At 57.2% G+C, this 20,884-nt stretch carries 16 protein-coding genes and 2 pseudogenes; 2 read left to right on the plus strand and 16 right to left on the minus strand.

The window, feature by feature from the left end; translation table 11 throughout:
- Positions 1-81: 81 nt before the first annotated feature.
- From AC1Q6Z_RS32715 to AC1Q6Z_RS32730, 4 genes and pseudogenes are all read right to left on the minus strand, one after another.
- Positions 82-840 carry a FadR/GntR family transcriptional regulator gene (locus AC1Q6Z_RS32715; RefSeq protein WP_328589415.1) on the minus strand — a complete coding sequence of 253 codons (759 nt, stop codon included), beginning with the start codon at positions 838-840 and terminating at the stop codon, positions 82-84.
- Between the two features lie 247 nt (positions 841-1,087).
- Positions 1,088-1,465, minus strand: a pseudogene (locus AC1Q6Z_RS32720) (transposase); the annotation flags it as partial.
- A 571-nt stretch (positions 1,466-2,036) separates the two neighbouring features.
- Positions 2,037-4,655, minus strand: coding sequence for a hypothetical protein (locus AC1Q6Z_RS32725; protein WP_435269066.1), 2,619 nt, complete (start codon positions 4,653-4,655; stop codon positions 2,037-2,039).
- A 24-nt stretch (positions 4,656-4,679) separates the two neighbouring features.
- Positions 4,680-5,870, minus strand: a complete 1,191-nt coding sequence (locus tag AC1Q6Z_RS32730; RefSeq protein WP_492650417.1) for an SIR2 family protein — start codon at positions 5,868-5,870, stop codon at positions 4,680-4,682.
- A gap of 353 nt (positions 5,871-6,223) precedes the next feature.
- On the opposite strand from AC1Q6Z_RS32730, the gene AC1Q6Z_RS32735 reads away from it, so the two are divergent.
- The gene (locus tag AC1Q6Z_RS32735) at positions 6,224-6,541 is read left to right on the plus strand and encodes a DUF7673 family protein (RefSeq protein ID WP_492650430.1); all 318 of its coding nucleotides are present in this window, start codon (positions 6,224-6,226) and stop codon (positions 6,539-6,541) included.
- A 24-nt stretch (positions 6,542-6,565) separates the two neighbouring features.
- Here AC1Q6Z_RS32735 and AC1Q6Z_RS32740 read toward each other — a convergent pair whose 3' ends face one another.
- Together AC1Q6Z_RS32740 and AC1Q6Z_RS32745 are read right to left on the minus strand one after the other, a co-directional pair.
- Positions 6,566-6,997 (minus strand): plasmid maintenance toxin (PemK-like), encoded by a 432-nt coding sequence (locus tag AC1Q6Z_RS32740; protein ID WP_435269064.1) that lies wholly within the window; start codon positions 6,995-6,997, stop codon positions 6,566-6,568.
- Positions 6,984-7,262, minus strand: a complete 279-nt coding sequence (locus AC1Q6Z_RS32745; protein ID WP_435269063.1) for a type II toxin-antitoxin system Phd/YefM family antitoxin — start codon at positions 7,260-7,262, stop codon at positions 6,984-6,986. The genes AC1Q6Z_RS32740 and AC1Q6Z_RS32745 overlap by 14 nt, the downstream gene beginning before the upstream one ends.
- 69 nt (positions 7,263-7,331) lie before the next feature.
- Here AC1Q6Z_RS32745 and AC1Q6Z_RS32750 point away from each other — a divergent pair.
- Positions 7,332-7,581, plus strand: a pseudogene (locus tag AC1Q6Z_RS32750) (integrase); the annotation flags it as partial.
- Positions 7,582-8,249: 668 nt separating this feature from the next.
- On the opposite strand, the gene AC1Q6Z_RS32755 reads toward AC1Q6Z_RS32750, so the two are convergent.
- From AC1Q6Z_RS32755 to repC (AC1Q6Z_RS32800), 10 genes are all read right to left on the minus strand, one after another.
- Positions 8,250-11,213: a hypothetical protein gene (locus AC1Q6Z_RS32755; RefSeq protein WP_492650418.1), complete on the minus strand. Its 2,964-nt coding sequence runs from the start codon at positions 11,211-11,213 to the stop codon at positions 8,250-8,252.
- Between the two features lie 150 nt (positions 11,214-11,363).
- The gene (gene repC / locus AC1Q6Z_RS32760) at positions 11,364-12,578 is read right to left on the minus strand and encodes a plasmid replication protein RepC (RefSeq protein WP_492650419.1); all 1,215 of its coding nucleotides are present in this window, start codon (positions 12,576-12,578) and stop codon (positions 11,364-11,366) included.
- A gap of 195 nt (positions 12,579-12,773) precedes the next feature.
- Positions 12,774-13,766 (minus strand): plasmid partitioning protein RepB, encoded by a 993-nt coding sequence (gene repB / locus AC1Q6Z_RS32765; RefSeq protein WP_435269057.1) that lies wholly within the window; start codon positions 13,764-13,766, stop codon positions 12,774-12,776.
- Positions 13,763-14,980: a plasmid partitioning protein RepA gene (repA, locus tag AC1Q6Z_RS32770; protein ID WP_153517582.1), complete on the minus strand. Its 1,218-nt coding sequence runs from the start codon at positions 14,978-14,980 to the stop codon at positions 13,763-13,765. Before repA ends, repB begins: the two co-directional genes overlap by 4 nt.
- 384 nt (positions 14,981-15,364) lie before the next feature.
- The gene (locus tag AC1Q6Z_RS32775) at positions 15,365-16,249 is read right to left on the minus strand and encodes an ArdC family protein (protein WP_492650420.1); all 885 of its coding nucleotides are present in this window, start codon (positions 16,247-16,249) and stop codon (positions 15,365-15,367) included.
- Between the two features lie 220 nt (positions 16,250-16,469).
- Complete coding sequence (locus tag AC1Q6Z_RS32780; RefSeq protein ID WP_492650421.1) at positions 16,470-17,519, minus strand: Fic/DOC family protein; 1,050 nt, start codon at positions 17,517-17,519, stop codon at positions 16,470-16,472.
- A 69-nt stretch (positions 17,520-17,588) separates the two neighbouring features.
- Positions 17,589-17,792, minus strand: a complete 204-nt coding sequence (locus AC1Q6Z_RS32785; RefSeq protein WP_012881325.1) for an antitoxin VbhA family protein — start codon at positions 17,790-17,792, stop codon at positions 17,589-17,591.
- 120 nt (positions 17,793-17,912) lie between these two features.
- The gene (locus AC1Q6Z_RS32790) at positions 17,913-18,245 is read right to left on the minus strand and encodes a DUF736 family protein (RefSeq protein ID WP_027991192.1); all 333 of its coding nucleotides are present in this window, start codon (positions 18,243-18,245) and stop codon (positions 17,913-17,915) included.
- Between the two features lie 394 nt (positions 18,246-18,639).
- Positions 18,640-19,137: a thermonuclease family protein gene (locus AC1Q6Z_RS32795; protein ID WP_435269085.1), complete on the minus strand. Its 498-nt coding sequence runs from the start codon at positions 19,135-19,137 to the stop codon at positions 18,640-18,642.
- A gap of 11 nt (positions 19,138-19,148) precedes the next feature.
- Positions 19,149-20,426 carry a plasmid replication protein RepC gene (repC, locus tag AC1Q6Z_RS32800; protein ID WP_435269055.1) on the minus strand — a complete coding sequence of 426 codons (1,278 nt, stop codon included), beginning with the start codon at positions 20,424-20,426 and terminating at the stop codon, positions 19,149-19,151.
- Positions 20,427-20,884: the final 458 nt, after the last annotated feature.

Below are 20,884 nucleotides of genomic sequence, written 5' to 3' on the forward strand. Positions count from 1 at the left end.
ACCCAACGGCGGCCCTCGGTTACTCGTTTTCGTCCTTTCGCAATTCCCGCCCGATCCAGAGGTAGGCCATTCGAAATCGCACTATTTAGCAGCTGGTTCCGGCGTCGCGAGGAGAGTCTGCCATGTGGCCAGAGCTCGGGACAAGTGTCGGTCCATCAATCCCACCGCCAAGTCGGTGTGACGGCCCTCGATGGCTTCAAGTATCTCGCAATGGTCTTCATAAGCCTTCTTGCCACGCGCGTAGTCTGAAAAGTATATTATACGGCGCTGTTTTGAAAATTCGTAAAATAACTTCACCGTGCGAAGCAGTATTGTATTGTGAGTTGCGGATATGATACCAAGATGAAACGCTGTATCCTCATCTTCAATTGTTTTTTTACTATCAATTGCAAGCTTAGTTTTGCGAAGTATTTTCTTCAGATGATCGATGTCCTGATCTCGCCTTCGGTCGCAGGAAATACGGACGCTCTGCAATTCCAGAATACTTCGCACTTCAAACACGTCCGCGGTCTCTTCAGGCTGGAACGGTAGGCCAGAAGAAGCACGAAGAACGAGGGCCTCAATGCTGCTTTCATCAGAATTTCTAAGATAAATTCCGGAGTTAGGCCTCCGCTCAATCACGCGCATCGACTCTAGAGCAGCCAAAGCCTCGCGAACGGCCCCGCGACTGACATTAAACCTGTCGGCAAAGTCACGTTCCGAAGGCAACCGTTCGCTCGGCTGATAGCGACGCTCATCGATGAACGAGAGTATTCTCCCTACAACGTTCGGGACACCGGCAATTCTATCGCCTTCAATCTTTTCAAGCATATTTTGGTCTTTTTCCAGCCGTTCGTTCATTCCAATCAGGTCCATCTCGATACACGCGGATCACTTGGCAGCTCAAGGCCAAAGTACCAGTGAAACCCAAATCGGTCTACCAAATTGGTAACTCCGATTCCGAGTCTACGTCGGGGGTCATGGAAAGGCCAGCTTGGAACGCAACGAACCTAGTGTCACTTAGCAATTGAAAGGGTTCTTCCCCACTTTGTGGGTGGCGATTTTGGTCAGGCGGCAGCACGCGTGCCCTGAGCAGCTCCAGGCCAGCTCAGCCATACATTGCACGCTTGATTGCCTTCAGGCGGATGATTTGGCCTTCCGCTTGGCCGTTGCTCCAGGGCAGCTCAATGGCGTTGTAGACGGCGTCAAGATCGCGGTGCAAGACGCGTGCGAACCGCTCAATTGCGACCAAACGCGAGTTAACGGCATCGTCAATCCAGCTGTCGAGCCTGTCCGGATCGCGGCTGCAAAGATTCCGCAGAAGCGCATGCCAAGGCTGCGCATCAAAACGAACTCAGGCGAGCCCTGATTCAAAGCATCGACCCTTCTCGCCTGGCTGATCGTCAGCATGCTTCGCGGCTTCATGCAAGAGGGCAGCTGCGCCTACCGGCGAGATCACATGGCCGGTCTCCGGATCGCATATCGGGACAGCATCGCGGCCCGGTTAGGGCAAATGCCGAAAGCTGGTCCGGCGGTGGAAACAACCCAGCTGTCATCGTCAGGGAGCGAGATACCCAAAGCTTTGACCCCTGGGCCGGGCGACCATTTCGTTTTCGTTTTCGCTTGCATGCCCGCTCATAGCGGCAGCATGTCTAACGGCAAGTGAACACGCAAAGTGAGGAAGACCCAACAAACTGAGAATCGCACTGAGAATTTGGCACTTATCCGAGAACGCCGCGATGACTATAATGGCGGTTTTGGCTGAGTGCATCAGCATTAGGAGATCTTACAAAGGGTTGCTCCGTGTCAGCAGCCGTTAAGCGCCAAGACCCGTCCAAAAGATTCTCAGATTAATTGCCACAACTCGCCGGACCACCTGCATTCTGACGATTAAGTGCCAACCGACAGCCCCTGGCCGACGGACGTGCGCTGCCGGAAACAAATCGGCACGTCCTCTCGAAATCATGGCCCGGCTTGGAACGCCCGAGGCCCTAGTTGATCGATGATGCCAAGCCCGACGATCTATGTGGAGCAGTGCGCCGCCGAATCGAGAAAGACTACCGTCGAGATAGCGTCAGCAGGCGTTGGTATCGGGTGTCCTTCTCAAGACGTGGGCTCTTCTCGGCAATATGCATCAAGGCACGATCCAGCCCGTTTGGAACAATCGCCCCCTCCTCCGTCCCCACTGTTTTATCCAGTATCGACAGGAACGCGGCGGCATCTTCAGCGGAATCCACGCCACTGATTGTCTTATCCGACCGATCCAACACGCCATACTCATAGAGTGACCAGGTATCGAATGGTGTGAGGTATGGGAGGATGAGGTTTGTCGCTTCCGCAAAATGTGGTCTGGCCTTTGCTGGGAAGTCCGCGAGTGCGTCCGACAATGCGGGGGATGACAATGTCAGCTCCTTCGGCCAGACGTCTTCAAACACCTCCTTGATTAAGGCGAACCGTTGCGACGGGGTCGGCGGTGGTTCGACGCCTGGGTTCTCGAGATAGTTTTTCATGGCCCGGAGAGCATTTGTGCGGACTTCGTCTCCCCCTATGCGCAACAGCTGCTGCGTAAGGCGGATCGGAATGGCAGGATCGCGACTTTCGCGCTTGTCCAGGATCGTCGCGTAAATTGCTCTTCTGGCAAGGGCGCCACGAACTTCCGCAGCCATCTCGTTTCCCGCTGCCACTTCAACCAGCATCGGACCGACCTGTACCAAAACATCGCGGGCGGGCATGTATCGGGTATCTGCGAAGGCCCGCCATAGGTCGCCGTTCTCGCCGCGTGCCTCAAGCAATGGCGCCAGCAAGTTTTTCCGTGTCCAGGCCTGATCGGCCGACCAAAAATATTCGAAGAACATCATCGTCTGGTATTGCGCTTGAAGCTTCGCTTCACCCGTTGCCTGTTCTAGGGATAGAAGTGCCTCTGACCAAGGCGGTTGCGCGAGTGTCCCGGGTTTAAAGGCTGGTATTGCTCTAATGAGCCCGTGGACTAGCTGGCCGACGGGCGTCGAGTACGACCGATCGCCCAGCCGGCTATCGGACCCCGGCGCTCTGTTGGTTTCAATAACAGCCACGGGCCAAAGCGCGAGCCACGCGCGGATGTAATCGCCTTCGCCATTCAACAGGCGGTCCCAGATCGAGATCCACGTGGTAAGGCCCGATAGGGCCTCCTGCAGCGTTTTCACGTCCGTGCCGGCGATCTCACCGCACGCCCTCAGCGCTGTAGGAACTAGCGCTTGGTCCTCCGCGGTGGCGGTATCTCTCCCCGCATTAATGTCCTGCGGCCGGAAACTGTAGCCGAATGCTTGCCAAACTTTCGCACGAGCCGGCGAGTATGGTTTACCTGCAAGCAGGTCCAGGATCAGGTCTGGATTGCGGCCTATATAGTCGGATGCAGCTCGGCTGTTGTTGTCCCATCCATCGTCGCCCAGCTGTCGCGCTAGTTCTTCAATCAAACGCGACGGAGGAACATCAGCGAACGCGGGATCGCCGCCTCGATCATCTTTGAATGACCTCACGCCCGCCGCGAAGTCTTGCGTGACGGATGCCAAAGCGATTTGCTGAGGTTGCTCCGAAGCTGCTTTTTGCAGCCAGTCTTCGGCCTTGGCGGAAAGGTGCCCGCCGGCGAGCTTTATGCGCTGAAGTTCCGTCATGCTGAGCCGGACCAGAGCATTTTTAGCTTCGTCTTTCCCGAGGCGCTTTCTTAGACGCCCCGCCGGTTCTCCTTTTAGTATTCGCCGTTCCAGCTGTTGGGTAACCTCTTCCGGAAGCGAGTTCCAACGTACTGCCCGCAACTCGGCAATCTCCGGAAACGCGTGTGGCCACCAGAATTCTTGGTCATCGAGTTTTGTGAGGAACTCGGCGACGTCAGTTGCTCCGATCATTGATTCGTCGCGTGCGACAGCCGCCCATAGGCGCTTGTAGAGCTTTGAGCGATCAGTATCCCACGAAGACACGACGCGAGAAGCTGCCTTCTTGTCGAGCAGCGCGAGGCGTTTCACGACCGCGAAAAGAAGCTTGGTGGTGGGTGCAAAGCCCTGTTTGTGGCGATCTGGCTCGCCCCCGCCGTCAGCGAATTGCTCTGGCGGCACGTAATATACGCGCTGGACAAGCCAGCTCATCGGATCTGCGTCGCCGATGTAACCAATCCGACGGGCTTGGTTCAGCCCGCTCAAAAGAGCAGCATTCAGCGCAACAGCGAGCTCGAACAGAAAGTCCCTGTCTTCCGACTCGCCAAGACCTATCTCCTCCGGCGCAATGCCCCGTCCGCCTTCCATCGACACCCAGAAAATGTCGCGGACGCGCTTTGGCTTCTTGGGCAGCTTGTGCCCGAACGCTTCATATTTCTTGCCGTTCTCAACTCGAATCCACGGCCTGACCGCGGCGACTATGAGACTGATAATCTCGGTGGGGCTACCGCCGGTTCTCAGTTCGTGTTTTATCAGAAGCCGATCTTGAGAGGCGTCTCCCGAAGGACCGTCCCAGAACTCGAAGAGATATTGCCATGCTTGCAGATAAGGCTCGGCAATTTCTTTCACCCTGTATTCGACCAAATCCCGCAGCGCCGTTCGCTCCGCAATCTGGTCTGGGCGCAGTGTTAGCGCCCACTCAAGAATACTCCGGTCGGACAGGCGCTCGATCGCGAAAGCTCGAGTGTTCTGAGCGATTTTCGCGTCCACATCGTTAAGTCTCGCGGTTCTCATCTATCGCCCTCGCGCTAAATCGCGGACCAACTGGTTGAGGATGCCAAGCCATTTCGGCGAGGCATCCTTAGATGCGAGGAGCCTGCTGAGTTCGGCCTGTTCGCTCGGATTTGATCGTCCAATGTAGTAGCGAATAAACGACTGCGCAGCTTGGCCACCCGGGCCGTCGGGATCAAGTTTGGCGATCGCCACTAATTGCTTCTGGATCCGGGACGCGTTCCGTTTGTCCGGGATAATCTCGGACCAGCGGGTCAGGACTGCCCCAAGAGCTTTGTGGTTGTCCGCTTTGTCATAGGGGATCGGTGTAATCCCACGTGACTTCCATTCGACGGGCGTCCGCTGATCCGTCGGATCGCAACCGACGAATGCATAGCGTGGTTTCAGGTCGACGAAGTGCCGCTCGTCCGCAGCGATTGCGTTGAGCAGGTACCGGACTGGCGAGTCATTGGCGCTGTAACCGACCAGCACCAAGTGGAAAATGCGGGCTGCATCGTAAAGGAACGACGTGATGATTTGCCGCCGCAAATACGCGTCGCCGAAATCCTGATCGGTCAATATGAGAGCCGATCCACGCTGAGATTTGAGCGGCAGCATGCCGTGTATGTGCAGTATTCCCGAAAACTCCGTGCTGCGGCTGGGATTTGGGATTTCACCGAGAGCATAGGCGTCGGCAGAATACTTCTCGCGCTTTGCCGCGATGCTAAGGAGGCGGTCGAAGTTCGTGGTGACGAGCAGGGTTTCTCCGTACCTCTGCCCGAGGCGCACTAGCGCCGTGTGTAAAGGGTTGGGTTCGACTGTCCGCTCCAGGACCTTCCGTGCGGCGCGGCGCAGGGTGCTCATTTTGCTTGGGTCGCCATCGATCCGACGTTCCAGCATGCCGAGGACCACGTCATATTCATTCTGCGCGAAGAATTTTAGCTCCGTCCGCTGCTGGTCCGTTAACATTCCAGTGATCTCGTGCCACTTCGGCGGATCCGTCTTCTTCCGAAGCTCCGCCAAAGGCGCCTTCATTGCGGGGTCGATCTCCGCATAGATGTCTGCAACCAGACCCCCGAAGTCGGGAAGTGACGATGGCGGGGGGTAAGATGCACCAGCACCAACGATGAAAAGGACCTCGCCACGATCTCTGGCAACGAGCAATTCCGGAGGGAGTGGCGGGAGGTCGGCGCCAAGAACAATGGGTGTGGTCATACGGGCAGATACGTTGATTCGAGCGAGGCAATCTCAGCTTCTATAATCAAAGTTGCACGGAACGCTAATTGAAATTAATCGGAGATTTTTGAGCGCCAAGGGGTTTCACGAGAGGCGTTACACCGAGATCCTGTGGACGAACGAGGCGACGCGCCCGTTTCGAACAGCTCGCTCGGCCACGGTGATAAAAACTTACCAGCCGTTAAGCATATGTATTAACGTCTTGAAATTGCACAAACAGAACATATCATGGACTTTATTTCCGTCACCTAGACATCCATTTTCGGTTGCGGTTACTATCGATAGGGACCCAGTATCGATAGTGATGGATTTGGAGTCGCAAACCACCTAGAATCGTCCGAAAGCACAACGAAGACGTAGCGAACACCGTCGACGACCGGCTCCGATTTGCGCTCGAGAAGCTCCCGAACATCGCCCACGACGACACCGGCCAGGGGCGGCGGGTGGCGAACTTCCTGCTTGCCTGGTGGAACGCCGATGCGCTCGCTGGCTTCGACATCGCCGACCTGTTTGCCGTCGACCGCGACGTCTCCGAGGACATGGCCACCGTGTTCACCTGGCTGGCGCGGCAGGAGGACGCGGTCTACCCGACCGACTATCGCGGCGAGATCGAGGCGATCATCGCACGGTGGCGACCGGAGCCGGCGTGAAAAGGACGGAAGTCAATGGCAGGTTCAATCGGTCCGGGCCGTCGGCGTGTGCCGCTGCGCGCGGGCGAGTTCGACGAAGCGGCGCTTCACCTCGGCAAACAGCGCCGGCGGCAACGGCCCGAAATAGCCGCTGTCGCTATCGACCGGCCGGATGTCCGGCCCCGGCCAGGCGAAGCGGTTGCTTTCGGAAAGCACAATCCAGGAGCGCTCGTCATCGAGCCCAAGCCGGCGCTTGGTTGCCGGCGGGATCTCGATCGCTTCGTCGGCCCGGGCCGGCGGCGTGTGGGTGATCGGCAGCACCCGCACCAACGGCGTGCCGTCCTCGAGCGTGGTGACCAACGCCAGCACCAGACAGGGTCGATCCTTGTCGCCCTCTTCGCGGCCTTCGAGATGTTGCCAGTGCCAGAGATAGGAATAGCGGAAGACGTGACCGACCTTGATTTCAGTCGGCAGCATTCTTGCCCGTCAGCAGTTCGGCATTGAGATGATCGAAGCCTGGCTCCATTTCGGATTTTTCGACCGCGGCGATGTCATCGTCGCTCAGTTCCGCCGTCGCCTCGACGCGACGGTCGCGCCGCGACAGCCGCAGATAGTCCTCATAGGCGATCAGCACGGTGCGCGGCCGGCCGTTCTTTGTGATGATCACCGGCTCACGCACGGCGGCATCCTGATAGGCCCCGAAGCTCTTGGAAACCGCCGCGGCGGTCACGGTCGACGTCATGTCAAAACTCCTTTTTCCGGAATATACTGATTTTCCGTAATTTCCGCAAGATCGCGAAGACTAGGGTCAATGATCGACAATCATAGAGCGTCCGAATCAGACAGCCAAGCGATCCACCGCCGTGCGGAACAGCTAGACGCGCTCGACGCCATCCGCCCGTTCGACCGGCGCGACCAGCTCGCCGCCTTGTTGACCGATGACGATGTCGAAACCCTGAAGCACCTCGCCAGCGAAGGCATGGGCGAGAACACGCTTCGGGCACTCGCCTCCAATCTCGGCTAATCTCGAGGCCTGGTGCCAGCTGGCGACCGGCTCTCCGAGCGTTACTGAGCGTGCCAAGGGTCACGGGAAACCTTCATGCGTCTGGTCCTCTTGGCGTCGCATCCGTCATCAGCATTCCCGCTTCAAATATGCTCCTTTGGGAACGCGCCTATCGTGGCCACAGCTGAGGAACTTTCCAGGGATTGAAACCCGAACCCTAATGGGCCGTGCCCTACACCCGGGTACCCGCGGGCATGCAGTTCGAAAGACACCACGCAGGAGCCTTCAAAACCTAAGTACCAAGATCGTCTCGGAGGAACTCTTCCCACTCGTACACAACCTCAATGGCTTGGGGTTTGCAAGCCATCGCAGTTCTCCCGCTCTGTTGCTCTGCATCACCGCAGCTTCACGTTATTCGTCCACAGCGATGTCTCAGCCGCATTTGTATCTCTGTTAGACCGCGGAGACGGGTAGGCCTGTCGCCTCGCCTTTCCAGTGAGACCCCACAGGTAGCCTCTGGCCGAGGTGATGTGGCTGAGCGCTCAAGGATGCAGGATGCACGCCATTATCGCCGCTGGACCATCCGCGGCTCGTCCGGTCGGTTGAATGGGTCCAGTCTTCTAGTCTGCCGCCTGTGCGGCTGCTAGACCTTCGAGAGTGCGCTGCTGAGTTGTCGTTTCGCTCAGACCAGCGGCTTAAAACAACGGAAGCAGAAACCGGCGCAACCTACTTAGCGGGTTCCGATGGAGCCGCTCGCATCCAATAAAGCATATCTAGTTCTTTCTCGGCAAAAAGAAGTAAATCAGGCGCCGGTTGCAAATTTGGGTCGGAAGTGAGGGTCGTAACGGCGGCCCTTACAGACTCGACGTCTTGATTCAGCTTTGCGGCCATGTTCGTGATATCTTCACCGCCTATTACGGCTCTTTTCACCAACGATTCAGGCGATGACTCCTTGAAGATCTCATCAATGACCTTCTTCACTTTTTGAACGGAAGCCAGGTTTTCATCAAGACCGATGCTCAGTAAAGCTTCGAGATTCTTTAAATCTGAAACAAATCTCTCGTAAGTCGCGGCTAACTGAGCGTCGAGCGCACTCTTCATTGTCGCCTGATGTTTGCTAAAAAGCTCATCGTGCCAAACGGCTTTCAATTCATCAAAACTCTTTTTTGTGTCCTGAGATGAAACATCCTTGAACCCGGCTTTTATAAGCGCCGGGTAAATAGTCTCGTTCCAACCGAAGGCCACCATGTCATCTATGCGAAATGTACTGTGGCCACTATACACTTCAAGTCCGCCGCCATAGGGCACGGTCACACTCACGGCAGCTTCAATGTCTTGAGCGGGCTTACTCACTTTGCCCGTAGCCGTATCAAAGACCACATCCAAATGAAGCGCCAGTCGAACATCGATCTTCGCGGGGTATCCACCCACTTGATCGAGATTGCTGATTTCTAGAGTTTGAATACACGCGCTGATATAGGCTGCACGATGTCCCGACTGTTCGATAAGGGGAAGTTCCTTCGCCATGGCATTCAAGATCTGGCGGTCCCAAGCTAAGCGGTTGGGGTCGGTGGTGGTCGCGCTTTTTCTGAGCTTTTCGGTGACCGAGTTCCGCGCTCCTTCGTAATCTCCTTCCGCGCCCCAATTGCCCTTCTCATAGGAGATGTCCACCACGTAGGGACCTGCGTTACGAAGATAAGTTTTCCAGTTTGTTAGCGTGGCCGTCTTGTCGAGGCAGAACGGTACGGACTGTGCGAACATGCTGTAAGGGTAATCACGGTTGAAGGGTTGGCTGAATTCTTTTACCGCATCCACCGGAGTTTCTTGTCGCGCCACTTCTGTTTGTATTTTTTGAACTACTTCGCCGTACAAATCTGTGATACGGTTTAAAAAATGTCTAATTCGGTCGCCGCGCAGTGTTGGTTTGCCGTTATCGTACGTTAACAAGAGAGTTTCTCGAAAGGTTTTTAACTCCTGACCTGCGCGTACCAATTCGTCGCTTCGTAATGTGACTAAGCCAAACTGTTCTTTGTTCACATCGAGGACTGAAATGAATTCGGGCTGCAGTCGTAAAAGCTTCGCTAACAACGTTGCACTTTGATACCAAACGGCTGGATGCGCTAGCGAGCGGGTATATTCGATTCCATCGGGATCTACAGCTTTCCGCAGCTGTTCGTAATAATCACTGTAGGGAAAGAACTTGGCGCCATAAACGTCGGACGTGGCAACGGAGCCCAATGGCGTGCTCGCCAAGACCGATCGAGCATGGATGGTACCTCGATCCAAATATGTATTCACGCAGGTAATAAATGTGTTCTTCTCTAAGCGTAAGTAATCGCCACCGCCAGCCGGTAAAAAACAATTCCGGTCCTGTTCCGCAAAAGCAATGTCTACCAGCGATAGCATCTGTCCTTGAATGGTCACCGAAATCATATTGAGTTGCTGTTGCAAGCCCGCTAACAGCTGAGTTATCTGAGCTTGATTGTCGAGGCTCGCATTCAGGCGTGCAAGCGTTTGCTGGATGAATCCGCTTAATTTCGTATCAATCTGATTGAGGCGAGTGCCCAGTTCGAATCGCATATCTTCGATCTGCTTGGAAATCCGCGCGAGCATGGCGAAGATCGCGGGATACGGGCTCTCCGGTGCCTTGGCGGTTTTGATTGCCGAATAAATCATAACCGCGGCGAATAAATAGACATTCGCGCACGCGACAGGGCCCATCGTTTGCGCGGTGGAAAGCATCTCCATCGCCTTAGAAGCCTTAGCGAGCTTGTCGACCATTTCGGCTTCTTTTGGGTTATTCGTGAGAGTCAGAATATAGCTTAGGCCTGTCAGCCCATCGCCGACGTCGTGAAACACTTCGCCCGCAGTGACATCCACCTTCGGTGGTACAAAGTCCGTATCGCCCGCGGCGGCGCGCGCCTCGGTCTGCTCGTTGCGCTCCTTCAGCGCGGCTTCCATCGCCGCCAAACCCCTTTTGATATCGGTGTTTCCTTCAATAAGGGACTTAACATCTTTCGCCGTCTGAACTTGGCGCATAATCATCTCGCCGCGTTTGACGCCGGGATGATCGGCGCGGTCGGCTTTGGGATCGGGAATCCTGTCTTTAGCTAAATAGACCGCAAGCATTTTCCCCGTCGAAGTTCCGGCGCGAACCTCCTCGAAAGCCCAAACCATTGCAGATGTCGCCATGACATCCGGCAATCGAGGGTTTTGAGGGGAAATGTCCAAGGCATCAAAGCCAGCTTTAGTTAAAAATGGAGAAATCGCGACACCCACTCCACCGGCGTTCATGGTCGCAAGGCCGAGCGCGGCGGTAAACGCCGCTTCTCCATATGTGCCTTTGAGTGTGAAGCCTTCGATCGCGTCCTGTTGCTTTAGGACGCTGATTTCGATGAAGCGCTCTTTGGTCATCTTAAGTTCGAGGAAGTTCGCCACCGCGGCTTGTGGACTCACAGGGTTCCACTGGGAATACGGAAGATTAGGATCGCGATCATAGGCCGCCGCAGCGTTCTTCGCGGCGAAGGCTAAAGCTGCAAACTCGTAGGGTTTTGAGTGGCCAGGGTTCGAAAGCATCTCGTTGATGACTAAGCGATCCTGCTGCTCGGGCGTGAATTTAGGAGCTTCGTCAGCGGAAGCTGACGAAGCAATTCCAAAAACGATCGCGATAGACACCAAAAAAAGTTTCATGAGGAGCCCGATCGTGCGAATGCGTAGAAATGATTGTACAGGACGGCGTCATCCCGTAAAAGTAAATCCTTACATTAGCGGCCCACGCCAGAACTGAACGATACAGCGCAGGCCACGCCCAGTGCCGGGATCGCGCAATGTGAGGGAGCGTCAGGATGCATGCCGCCTGGTCGGGGCATTCGCCCGCATCAACGCCATTAGCATCGGCCCGAGCGAGAACTCTCCGCGTTCGGCCTTTCGCGTCAGATCGCGCAAGTAGCCGCCGGGCGAGTTAATGTGCGGTTCCCTTGCGAGGATGCAAGCAATGACCGACGCGGCGTTCTCCGGCCCGAGGACTTCGCAGGCCTGCTGATACGCGCTCGGACTGACGCCGAGCATCGATCTGACGACCACCGCGGCCGACATCAGGTCGCGCCAGCTTTCCACGACGCCATTCGGCCCATAGTCACGGATCTCCGGGCAGGCCTGCAGCACCATTGCCAGTGGAAATGCTTTAATCGGCTCACCCGCCGGCCGGATAGCTCGGCTCGATTTCGCCCCCTGCTCTTTTCGAGAGCTAGGTTCAAGTTCATAGCTGGATTCGGTATTTGAATTCTGTATGTGACGTTCATTTTGAACAGCATTGCTGGCCGTTTCTTCGAAATCTTCCTGAATTTCCAACCGGTTGAGGATTTCCTCTCGCAGCATCTCCATTTCCTCGAGGATTTGCTGTAGATCGGCAGCCGTCGGCGTGCGGGGGATGCGCCCGGTCAGGCCGAGGAATATCTCCTCGATGCGTCCCCAGTCGCCGGCAGCCCCCTCCTCCATCGCGGCGCTGATCAGCTTGCGGACGTCGCGTCGGCAGATCGACAGCGCTTCTTTGGTGATGCGTAAGCGCTTACGCTCGGCGGCAACCTGTTGTGCGGCGTGCGCTAGTTCCTCGGCGCGCGCGAGCAGCGGCGCCAGGCTGAAGCCGAACGCCTCCTCGATCGCGCCGCTCTCGTCCTTGCGGGCGTAGCGCTTGCCGTTGGCGCTATCCTTGCGATGGATTAGACCAGCGTCGACGAGCGCGGCGAGATGCCGGCGCAATGTCGTGCCGGCAATGCCGTGCGCACGCACGGAGAGCTGATCGTTCGACGGGAAAACGACGAGGCCGCGGTCCTCCGAAAGCTCGTTGTCCGGATAGAACGTCAGCAGTGCATCGAGGACGGTGAGCGCGCGGTCCTGGATGCCGAGCACCGCCCTCGCCTCGCAGACGTCACGAAACACCTTCCATTTGTCGGCGGTCTTGCCGGATTTGATTTCGGCCGTCCGCATCTGCCCTCTAACTTGGGCAAGCGAAACCGGCCGCCGCCCGAAGGGCGTCGTCACACTTCCAATCTGCATTTCCTTCACCTTTCAGAAGGCAAAAGAAATCCGCGCACCAAAACGGCGCCAAAGACTCTTGACGGGGATTCGTGGAAATGCGATTCTCAGATTGCTTAGATAAGAGAGAGGCTTCCACGACGGCGACGTTTGGGGGCCTTTTTCTTTTGCGGTTCTATGTCTCCTATTTGCTCCGATTGTCAGCTGACAACTTGATTAGTCCGCTGATTTTCCGTGTTTTTCCTGCTCAAACCTCGCAACGAACTCATGCATGTGCGTGGAAAGGAATTCTGCAAATTCTGCCGATGTTACCGTGATCTTCGAACCGCGGGCATTGCGTTCGATCGATGCGAGCGGCAAGCCCTTTTTGGTTCGCACCGCTTCAACATCCTTCGATTTCTTCTCGGCTACCATGACAGCCTTCCACAGACGATCGAATCGCTTGTTGGTCTCGTCCGCCAGAAAATCAGGCGCCTGCATTTCCTTCTCGAGCCGTTTCGCCGACGCACTGTCCTTCAGCCTTTCCGCGAAAGCCAGCCAGCGCGGCCGCCCGACTTTGGGAGCCGGGCCTACAGCCAGCATAATTTCAGATGGGACACCTTCGGCAACTTGCAACAGCCGCGAGATCTCCGGCTTATCGACAGACAGTGCCTTGGCAATCGTATCGCGAGAGAACCCGTGTTCTTCCAAACGTCGTGCGAAGAGAGCCCGTTCAATGAAACTGAGGTCGACACGAGGACCATTCTCCTGGCCCTGTGCGAGAATAACTTCCTCATCAGTCAGGTTACGGACAATTGCCTTGACGGATCTGCCGAGGTCGTCTGCTGCACGCAGACGTCTGTGGCCGTAGGCCGCCTGATAGTAATTCGGCTTGGCAGGGTGAGGCCTGACGAGGATAGGCACCTGCTGGCCGCTCTCCGCGATCGACGCCTTCAGGTCGTCAAATTGCGGATCCGCTTCGAGCGGTATACGATCCCGAATGAACGAGACCTCTACGAGAGCGGGATCGAGTTCGACGACCTTGTCGCCCGCCGCGATCGCTTCGCGCAATTCCTTGGCCGCCGCCGCCTCCTCGTTCAAACGACCGAGCGACAGGTTCATAGCGCGGACAGCGCCGGCTGGCTTGTGTGCCACCGGCGCCTGCGGAGCTTCCGTCTTGGTCTGCTCGGCCGAGCTCACCATGCTCTTGAGGATGTCTCTGCCTTTCATGCCCTACCCCATGAAGTTCGAATAAGGGTCTCCACCTCGGAATTCACGCTGTCCATCGCTTCAACGGCCCTGTCGTAGGTTTGGCGGTGCATCGTTTCCCGGCCCGCCTCGTAGATCGTCTGCTTGGATAGGCCAGCGTCGGAGACGGCGGTCGACTTGACCATCATCGAAGTCAGAACGCGTTCGCCAAAAAGGCTTCTGAGAAACGCAACGATTTGTGCCTGAGGTCCGTCGTTGGGTTCGTACCTGGTCACCAGGTACCGCATCCAATCGTAATCAAGATTACCTCCGGCCTCCTTTACCACCCCGAGCAGATCGGAGGTCATCGAGAGGAACTGGTTCATCGATGCGACATCGAGCATTTGCGGGTGAACGGTGATCAGAACCGAAGTTGCCGCACAAAGTGCCGAAAGCGTGAGGAAGCCAAGTGTCGGCGGGCAGTCGATGACTACGACATCATAGCGATCCTGTAGATCCATTAGCGCATTGCCGACACGCATGAAGAACATGTCGGTATCGGCGGAGTCCCGAGATGCCAGAGCCCGCGGCGTGTCATGTTCAAACTCGTGAAGCTCCAGGTTCCCCGGTATCAGATCCAACCCGGCGAAATAAGTTTGCCGGACCACCTCCCCTACTGGACGCCGTTCGGCGTCGTAGCGGATAGCACCGTAGAGCGTCTCATTGTCGTTCACATCGAACTCAGGCTGGAAGCCGAGCATGGCTGACATGGAGGCTTGAGGATCGAGGTCGACCGCCAAAACACGATAGCCGCGCAACGCAAGATACTGGGCCAAATGTGTTGCGGTCGTTGTTTTGCCAGAGCCGCCTTTAAAATTGGTCACCGCGACCACCTGAACGTGATCGCCTTCGCGGCGGCCGGGCAAGTAGGCTGGCTTCGTTCGTCCGAGAAGCTGCCGGATCATGTTCACTTCTTCAAGCGAGAACGTCCTTCGGCCTGCGGCCGTCTTTTCGGATGTGACGGCCTCTTCCTGCGAGGCAATATGCCGGACGTAGCTGTCAGTGACACCGAGAAGCTTTGCGGCCTCCGTGCTACTGAAACGCCGAAGCGTTTTCTTTGCGTTGGGCGAGAAGAGCTTCTCGAATAAGATCTGTAGCTGGCCACTGAGCGAGGCCGAGTCGTGCGCTATGGTTTCGTCAATTGAAACACGGACGCGCTTCTGTTGGTTTTCAACAATCGCAGCTTTTGTCGCCATTCACGCAAAATCCAGAAATTCATTGAAGTTTCCGCAAATGATCTTGAATCGCGCGTTGGCGTCAAGGAGTTTTTAGTTAATTGAAATTAACGGTTGTGGCAAACCGGATTCGATGCATGAAATCAGAGACTTACCTGAATTGTCAGGTGACAACTCCAGTAGATAGAACATGCCGAAAGCCGCTGTTGAATTCGATTCTGCGAACGAATCGGTTGCAGGTGTTGCGACTCACCAATGAGTCGAACGACCACAAGCGACCGGTAGTGGCCGGTCGCGAAGCGATCACCCTCCCCAGGAATAGGCTCTCTCCCAAGGCAGTCTGGCGGGATGCGACGTTGCACAGGCACTCGCTCTATGAGGTGCAAAGGCCGAGGAACAAGGCCGCTAAGCGGCCCTGCTCTGCTCCCGCGCTTGCAGCCCGCGCAGATAGTCGGCTGCGGCCTGGGCTTTGGCGGCCGCGGCGATGATCGCCCGCTTGTCGTTCTTCAACGCCTTGAGCCAGCTTTCCAGATAGGTGGCGGTATTGTCGCGAGGATCGTGGGCCACTCCAAGATCGGCGCAGAGGAATGAAGCGGAGAGCTCGGCAACCAGCTCCTCGATCGCGTAGCTTTCACTGCCGAATCGGCCGCTCAAGTCACGGTCCAGGCGATGCTTTGCGCCTGACCAGTGCGACAGTTCGTGAAGCAAGGTCGAGTAAAGGTGAACCTCGTCGACGAAGCGTGCCCGATCGGGCATGAGGATATCGTCGGGGGCGGGACGATAGCACGCGGTTGTTCCGCCGTAGGTGATCGCCGCGCCGGTGTTGCGGACGAAGGCTTCGACAGTCTCGAGATGCGGGACTGGCGTCGCCGGCAGCTCCTTGACCGGTCGATAGAACCGGTCTGGAAGGTTCTCGATCTGCTCGACGTTGAAGACCGTGTAGCCCTTGAGATACGGGATTGCGCGTTCGTCATCATCCTCGCGCTCCTTGGGGGTGAAGGTGCCGTACTTGACGACGAGGGACCCTTTCTCGCCCTTTCGAACCTGGCCGCCGAGATCCTGAGCTTGGCGGTAGGTCATCCAGGTGTTTTCCTCGTAGCCGGCGAGCTCGCTTGCGAGCCAAAGCATCAGGACGTTGATCCCGCGATAGGCTTCGCCGGTGGCGCGGCGCGGAACGAGGGAGCCGCGGCTGTTTCCGCGCCAGGGCCGGATCCACGGCTTTGTTCCGGCTTCAAGCTGCTCGATGATGGCATCGGTGATGCGCTGGTAGGTGTCCTTGATGCTCTGCATTGCCGTCTCCTTCCGTTGGTTGACGGCAGAAAACGGAGATAGCCGAAGCGAGCCCATGCACCCGAAGGGCCGCAACAGAGTGGAGGACCGCGCCAGCGGTTGCGTGGGGGAGGGGCTATTGTAGCTTGTCCGTCAAATCACCCAACGGAAGGAGAGGACGCAGAACATCGGCGCCTTCGGCTCACGGATAGCTCTTGCAGCTAAAGAGCCGGTGGGCAGGTTACCGCTCGCGATCGTCGTCATCACGCTCCCGACTGCGGTGTGCCGCCATTTGCGCCTCGATCGCCTTCAACTCCGGGTTATGGTCCTGCTGTGGCTGCCGCGCTGGCGCCGGCTGCGATTGCGCGTCCTGGGCCGGCTGCTCTCGCCTCACTCGGGAAAAGTCCGACCGGGCAGTGAAGGTGACCTCCTCCTCGTCTGGCAACTTCTCCGGCAGGTCCGCGCGATCCGCGACGACAATCCCTTGATCGGTCACAAGGCTGGCAACGCGATTGTCGTGGCCGAGAATCTGGCCAGTGATTTCTTCTCCGGCGCGGGCAGTGCGAACATGATGGTGCAGAGGCTCTTCACCGACCTCCCGCAAGTCTTCGAATGCGGATCGAATGGCCTCCCGACGGCCCGGGTTCATCGCGTCCTCAATGACGTGCTTCATCACGGGACTGGACGGGTCGTTCGTGGTCTCGATTGACGCCTCGATCATGCGCGGTTCGGTAATTACGGAGAAGTCGATCTCGTGGCCGTAATGGCGGCCAAGCTCGGAAATAAACGCTTCCTGGGCACGTCCATTTCCCTCTCTGAATGGATGCACATAGTTCAGCTCTGAGAGGACTCTTCCGGCCCGCTCAGCGAATTCCTCAGCCGTTGCATTGCGAAGGGCCTGCGGATCTCGGATCGGCTTCAGCGCCTCGTCCAGGCCCATTTCTAGGCGCGAGCCGGGCAGGAAGGACGTGCCGCCCTTAGAGAGGCTACCGATCGGCTCTACGCGCTGCCCCTCAACAATCGGACTTTCGTTTCGCGTATGACCGGCCCATTCGTACACATCCTGAAAAATGTAGCCGTGGATCGCCTTCAGGTGGGCTTCGTCAAAATTGCCTTTCGGGCCGTCGCCTTCAGCAATTTCCTGCATCCGCACCGCGGTCGCGCGATACTCTTTCACGCGCAGCTCGGAATGGGTTTCAATGCCCCATCTGTTTTTCAGAACGTTCGACCGGTCTGGATCATCCGACGTGTTGGGATAGGTGTAGGAGCCTTTGGGGCGCTCGTCAGCCATGGCGAAGCTCAACAAAAAGCCGCCAGCTCTAAGCAGGCGGCCTTCTGCTCTTGAAGGTTGATCGGGAGGTTATCTGACAGGCGGCTCGATCATGAGCTGCCGGTATTCCTCGCGGGTGATGTCGCCGGCGACATACCGCGCGGTCGCCTCCTCGAGGGCAGGATCGTGAACGTAGCCCTGCCGGATATTGGCAGCGCGCGCCTGCTCAGCGGCCTTGCGCCGCTTCTCGATCGCTTCCGGGGAACGATCCGGACGGCGGGAATGAACGTTCATCGGCAAATCTCCAGTTACGAGCCACCTTAGCAAGAAAAATGCTGAAAATCCAGCAATTTGCGGGATTTTCCAACCTTTCGAAGGTGAGCGCCCGGCTACTAGCCGGGCGCTGTGAGCGGATTAATCGCGGGGTTCCCATTCGATGATCGCCTGCAGGGAGGCATCGTCCTGGCCCGGGAACCGGCCGAGATTGGCGTTGTAGCGAAGTTTGCGGATCGAGAGGGTGTAGTACGGCTTACCGTCCTGGTTCTCTTTCTTCCAGATGCCGCCGACCTCGATGTCATGGCCGCGCGGTGACTTGGCGTACACGCGGTGCGTCGGGGCCTTTTCATTGTCGGACTCGAACGGCACGACCTTGATGTCCATGTCGCGGTCGATAGTGGAGATGAGGCCGGCGCCCTTTGCGGTGTCGAGGTTGTCGCCGTCGAACTGGATGTAGTTGGTGATGTTCATGTCTTTCACTCCTCTTTGGTGGTTGCGATGATCGTTCCAATGGCACGGCGGAAAGCGGTGCGCACCGTAGGCCGAAGCGCGAGCGGAGGAGGCGAGAGGACGCAAAAATTTGCTTCGCGAGGAAGCCCAAGGCGGGGAAATTTTTGTGGCGTCCGCTTTGCGTAAACCGCGTCGACGTGCGAACGAGCGTCAAAAGCAACCCCGGAGGAGTGTGGCTTGAACCGTTTTGGCAACGTTTCCCCGTTTGTCAGCGACGTACCAACCGCACAATTTGCAGCAATATTATCCAATGACGTGACCTGATCAACGGATTTTGCGGCGATTCCGACGACGACACTGAAGCAATATGCTTCGCTCGCCGTCTGCGCCACTACTCCGTATTGGCTATCTTGGGTCACTGGTTCCCGAAAGGTTTGGAACGACGATAGACGTGCGGGCTCTCGATCTCGGCCGACCACATGCCAAAGCCATTATCGCGGGCGCGGTTCTCGGCCTGGCCGTACTCGACCTCGCTGATCGAGTGGGTCGCCGGCAGATACCGTAGCATTGCCTCCGCCAGGCCTGCCTTCACCATTGCAAGGCCGATATCGACGTCTCCAATGAAGCACTGGCCCACTAGGCGGCGATACTGATCCTGATCGATGATGTCGCAGCGAACGTGCTGGCCGTCGACCATTTTCCCAAGATAGCTGCGAGCTGCGACGCCACAGCGCCATAACTTCCCGTCTTTCAATCCGGTCTGCTCGCGCTCGCAAGCATCGATCGCCGCTATCCTGATTCGCTGATTCCGGATGTTGATGGTGTCGCCATCGATCACGCGGGCACGGCCGGAATAATCCGCGGCCTCCGCCGAGCCGTGAACGATGACAAGGGCGGCGAAAAGCGCCGGCAAAGCGTTACGTCTCAATGTCTGACCTCCATGGAATTTCGGGCGGCGAGCCCGAAGACAGAGCGGGCGAGATGCAATTCGCCCGCGGCGGCGCGGTCCGTCATAGCCCGCAAATATCCTCCCGGCGAGCTGACTTCCTGCCGGTCGTATTTCTCGAGTGTCACGGCGATGGCGACGGCGGCTTGCTGCTCGCCCATCTGCTCGACCGCGCGGGCGCGGGCATCCTCGGAGATCCCGGCAAACCGGCACATCAGCGGCACGGCCCGCGCTAGGTCGGCCCAACTGCTGGGGGCAAACCCGTAGGTCTTCAGCGCTGGCACCGCCCTAAGCACGTCTTGCAATGCCACCATTGCCTGCGGCAAGCGTCGTGGCTGGTTGATTTCGCTCCGGCCTCGCCTCAGGCTTTCTTCAAAAGCCCATTTGCTGGCGGAGCCAGCCTCAGGCGAACTGAGTTGTTCGGCGTTAGCCGAACGCCGTTCCTGATTACTCTCGTCAAAGGGATGAGGGGTTGTAATCTGTTTGTGCATGCCGTTTTCGACATACGGGCGTGTTATATTTTGCGTTTCTTGCGCTTCTCTCGATCGGCGCGGGAGCTGCATCATCCGCTCTATCAACCACTCCAGAAGAGCCGTTGCCCGGCGTAGAACGCGACTCGATGCCTTGCCGGCGATTCCGACAATGCTGCTCACCCGCTCGATCCGGGCGCCGATACGGCTCAAAGAATCCTCCGCGAGACGCGCGGCGGCCGAGAGGGCATAGCGAGCATTGCGAAGCGCCCCGCGGTAGCGCCGTAGCGCCGCGTCGGCGGCTTTCTTCTGAGCCCGAACCTGTCTCACGAGCTCGTCAAGCTCGGCATATCGCACGATCAGGATGCGAAGGTCGATTCCGCAACCGTCCGTGATCTCGCCGTTGCCATTGCGGATGGGATAGCGCTTGTAGTTGCCGCTGTCCTGCATCGTGATCAGGCCAGCGTCGAAGAGGCTGGATAGCATGCGGCTGACGCGACCGACCGACCGGCCAATTTCGAAGGCCAGTTGCTGGTTCGACTTGAATACGATCGGACGGCCGGACCTGTCGAATGATTCAGCGGGAACCGTATTGATCAGAGCGACCAACAGGTGGCTTTCGGTCCCGTTGATTAGCCCTGTGCATGTCAGGCTTTGAGCAAGCACGGCCAATTGGGCACGCGTCACGGTTCCGATATCCGCCGACTCTGCCAGACGCCGGAATTGCGCACGCTGCGGCGTTATCCTGCGGCCGATTGGCCGCTGATGAATTTGGGTATTCCCCATTCCTCGTCTCCACTTAGGGACCAGGCAAAGCTTCGCCGTTCACCGAAAAGGTGCTTTTGCAATTGACAGGGAAGGGAGGGTCTGCGAGAAAGGATTCGGCTAATTTATTGACTCATAGACCCCGCTTCCGGACTTGTTCGGGAGCGGTTTTTCTTTTCTGGTCGGGCCTGTCATCTCCGTGAAATTTGATGAGAATGCGTGAGCGCCGGAATCACGACTGATTCCGCCATTTGAAAAATAACCTCATAAACCAAAAAGGTGCAACAACGTGCTACACGCAAAAGCCTGTAAGGGCGTGCGTTATGCCGAGAATGCCATTATTTCTTAATATCTTGCGGAATTTTGCCGTTTTTGAAAACACCGGCTTTGAGCCCCAAGTATGAAGCAATTTGATACAAAACAGTTCTTGAAACGCAAGAAAACCCGGGCGGGAAGGGGAGTTTGAGGGGAGGGGGGGA

The sequence above is a fragment of the Shinella sp. GW835-FHT14H05 genome (assembly GCF_058793575.1).

Bases quoted from the DNA above. Each gene is read 5' to 3' on its own strand.
- AC1Q6Z_RS32780 (WP_492650421.1), bottom strand. From the start codon at position 17,519: ATGGCTGACGAGCGCCCCAAAGGCTCCTACACCTATCCCAACACGTCG.
- AC1Q6Z_RS32755 (WP_492650418.1), bottom strand. From the start codon at position 11,213: ATGAAACTTTTTTTGGTGTCTATCGCGATCGTTTTTGGAATTGCTTCG.
- AC1Q6Z_RS32775 (WP_492650420.1), bottom strand. From the start codon at position 16,249: ATGCAGAGCATCAAGGACACCTACCAGCGCATCACCGATGCCATCATC.
- repB (WP_435269057.1), bottom strand. From the start codon at position 13,766: ATGAAAGGCAGAGACATCCTCAAGAGCATGGTGAGCTCGGCCGAGCAG.
- AC1Q6Z_RS32790 (WP_027991192.1), bottom strand. From the start codon at position 18,245: ATGAACATCACCAACTACATCCAGTTCGACGGCGACAACCTCGACACC.
- AC1Q6Z_RS32745 (WP_435269063.1), bottom strand. From the start codon at position 7,262: ATGACGTCGACCGTGACCGCCGCGGCGGTTTCCAAGAGCTTCGGGGCC.
- repC (WP_492650419.1), bottom strand. From the start codon at position 12,578: ATGCAGATTGGAAGTGTGACGACGCCCTTCGGGCGGCGGCCGGTTTCG.
- AC1Q6Z_RS32785 (WP_012881325.1), bottom strand. From the start codon at position 17,792: ATGAACGTTCATTCCCGCCGTCCGGATCGTTCCCCGGAAGCGATCGAG.
- AC1Q6Z_RS32740 (WP_435269064.1), bottom strand. From the start codon at position 6,997: ATGCTGCCGACTGAAATCAAGGTCGGTCACGTCTTCCGCTATTCCTAT.
- AC1Q6Z_RS32730 (WP_492650417.1), bottom strand. From the start codon at position 5,870: ATGACCACACCCATTGTTCTTGGCGCCGACCTCCCGCCACTCCCTCCG.
- repA (WP_153517582.1), bottom strand. From the start codon at position 14,980: ATGGCGACAAAAGCTGCGATTGTTGAAAACCAACAGAAGCGCGTCCGT.
- AC1Q6Z_RS32715 (WP_328589415.1), bottom strand. From the start codon at position 840: ATGAACGAACGGCTGGAAAAAGACCAAAATATGCTTGAAAAGATTGAA.
- repC (WP_435269055.1), bottom strand. From the start codon at position 20,426: ATGGGGAATACCCAAATTCATCAGCGGCCAATCGGCCGCAGGATAACG.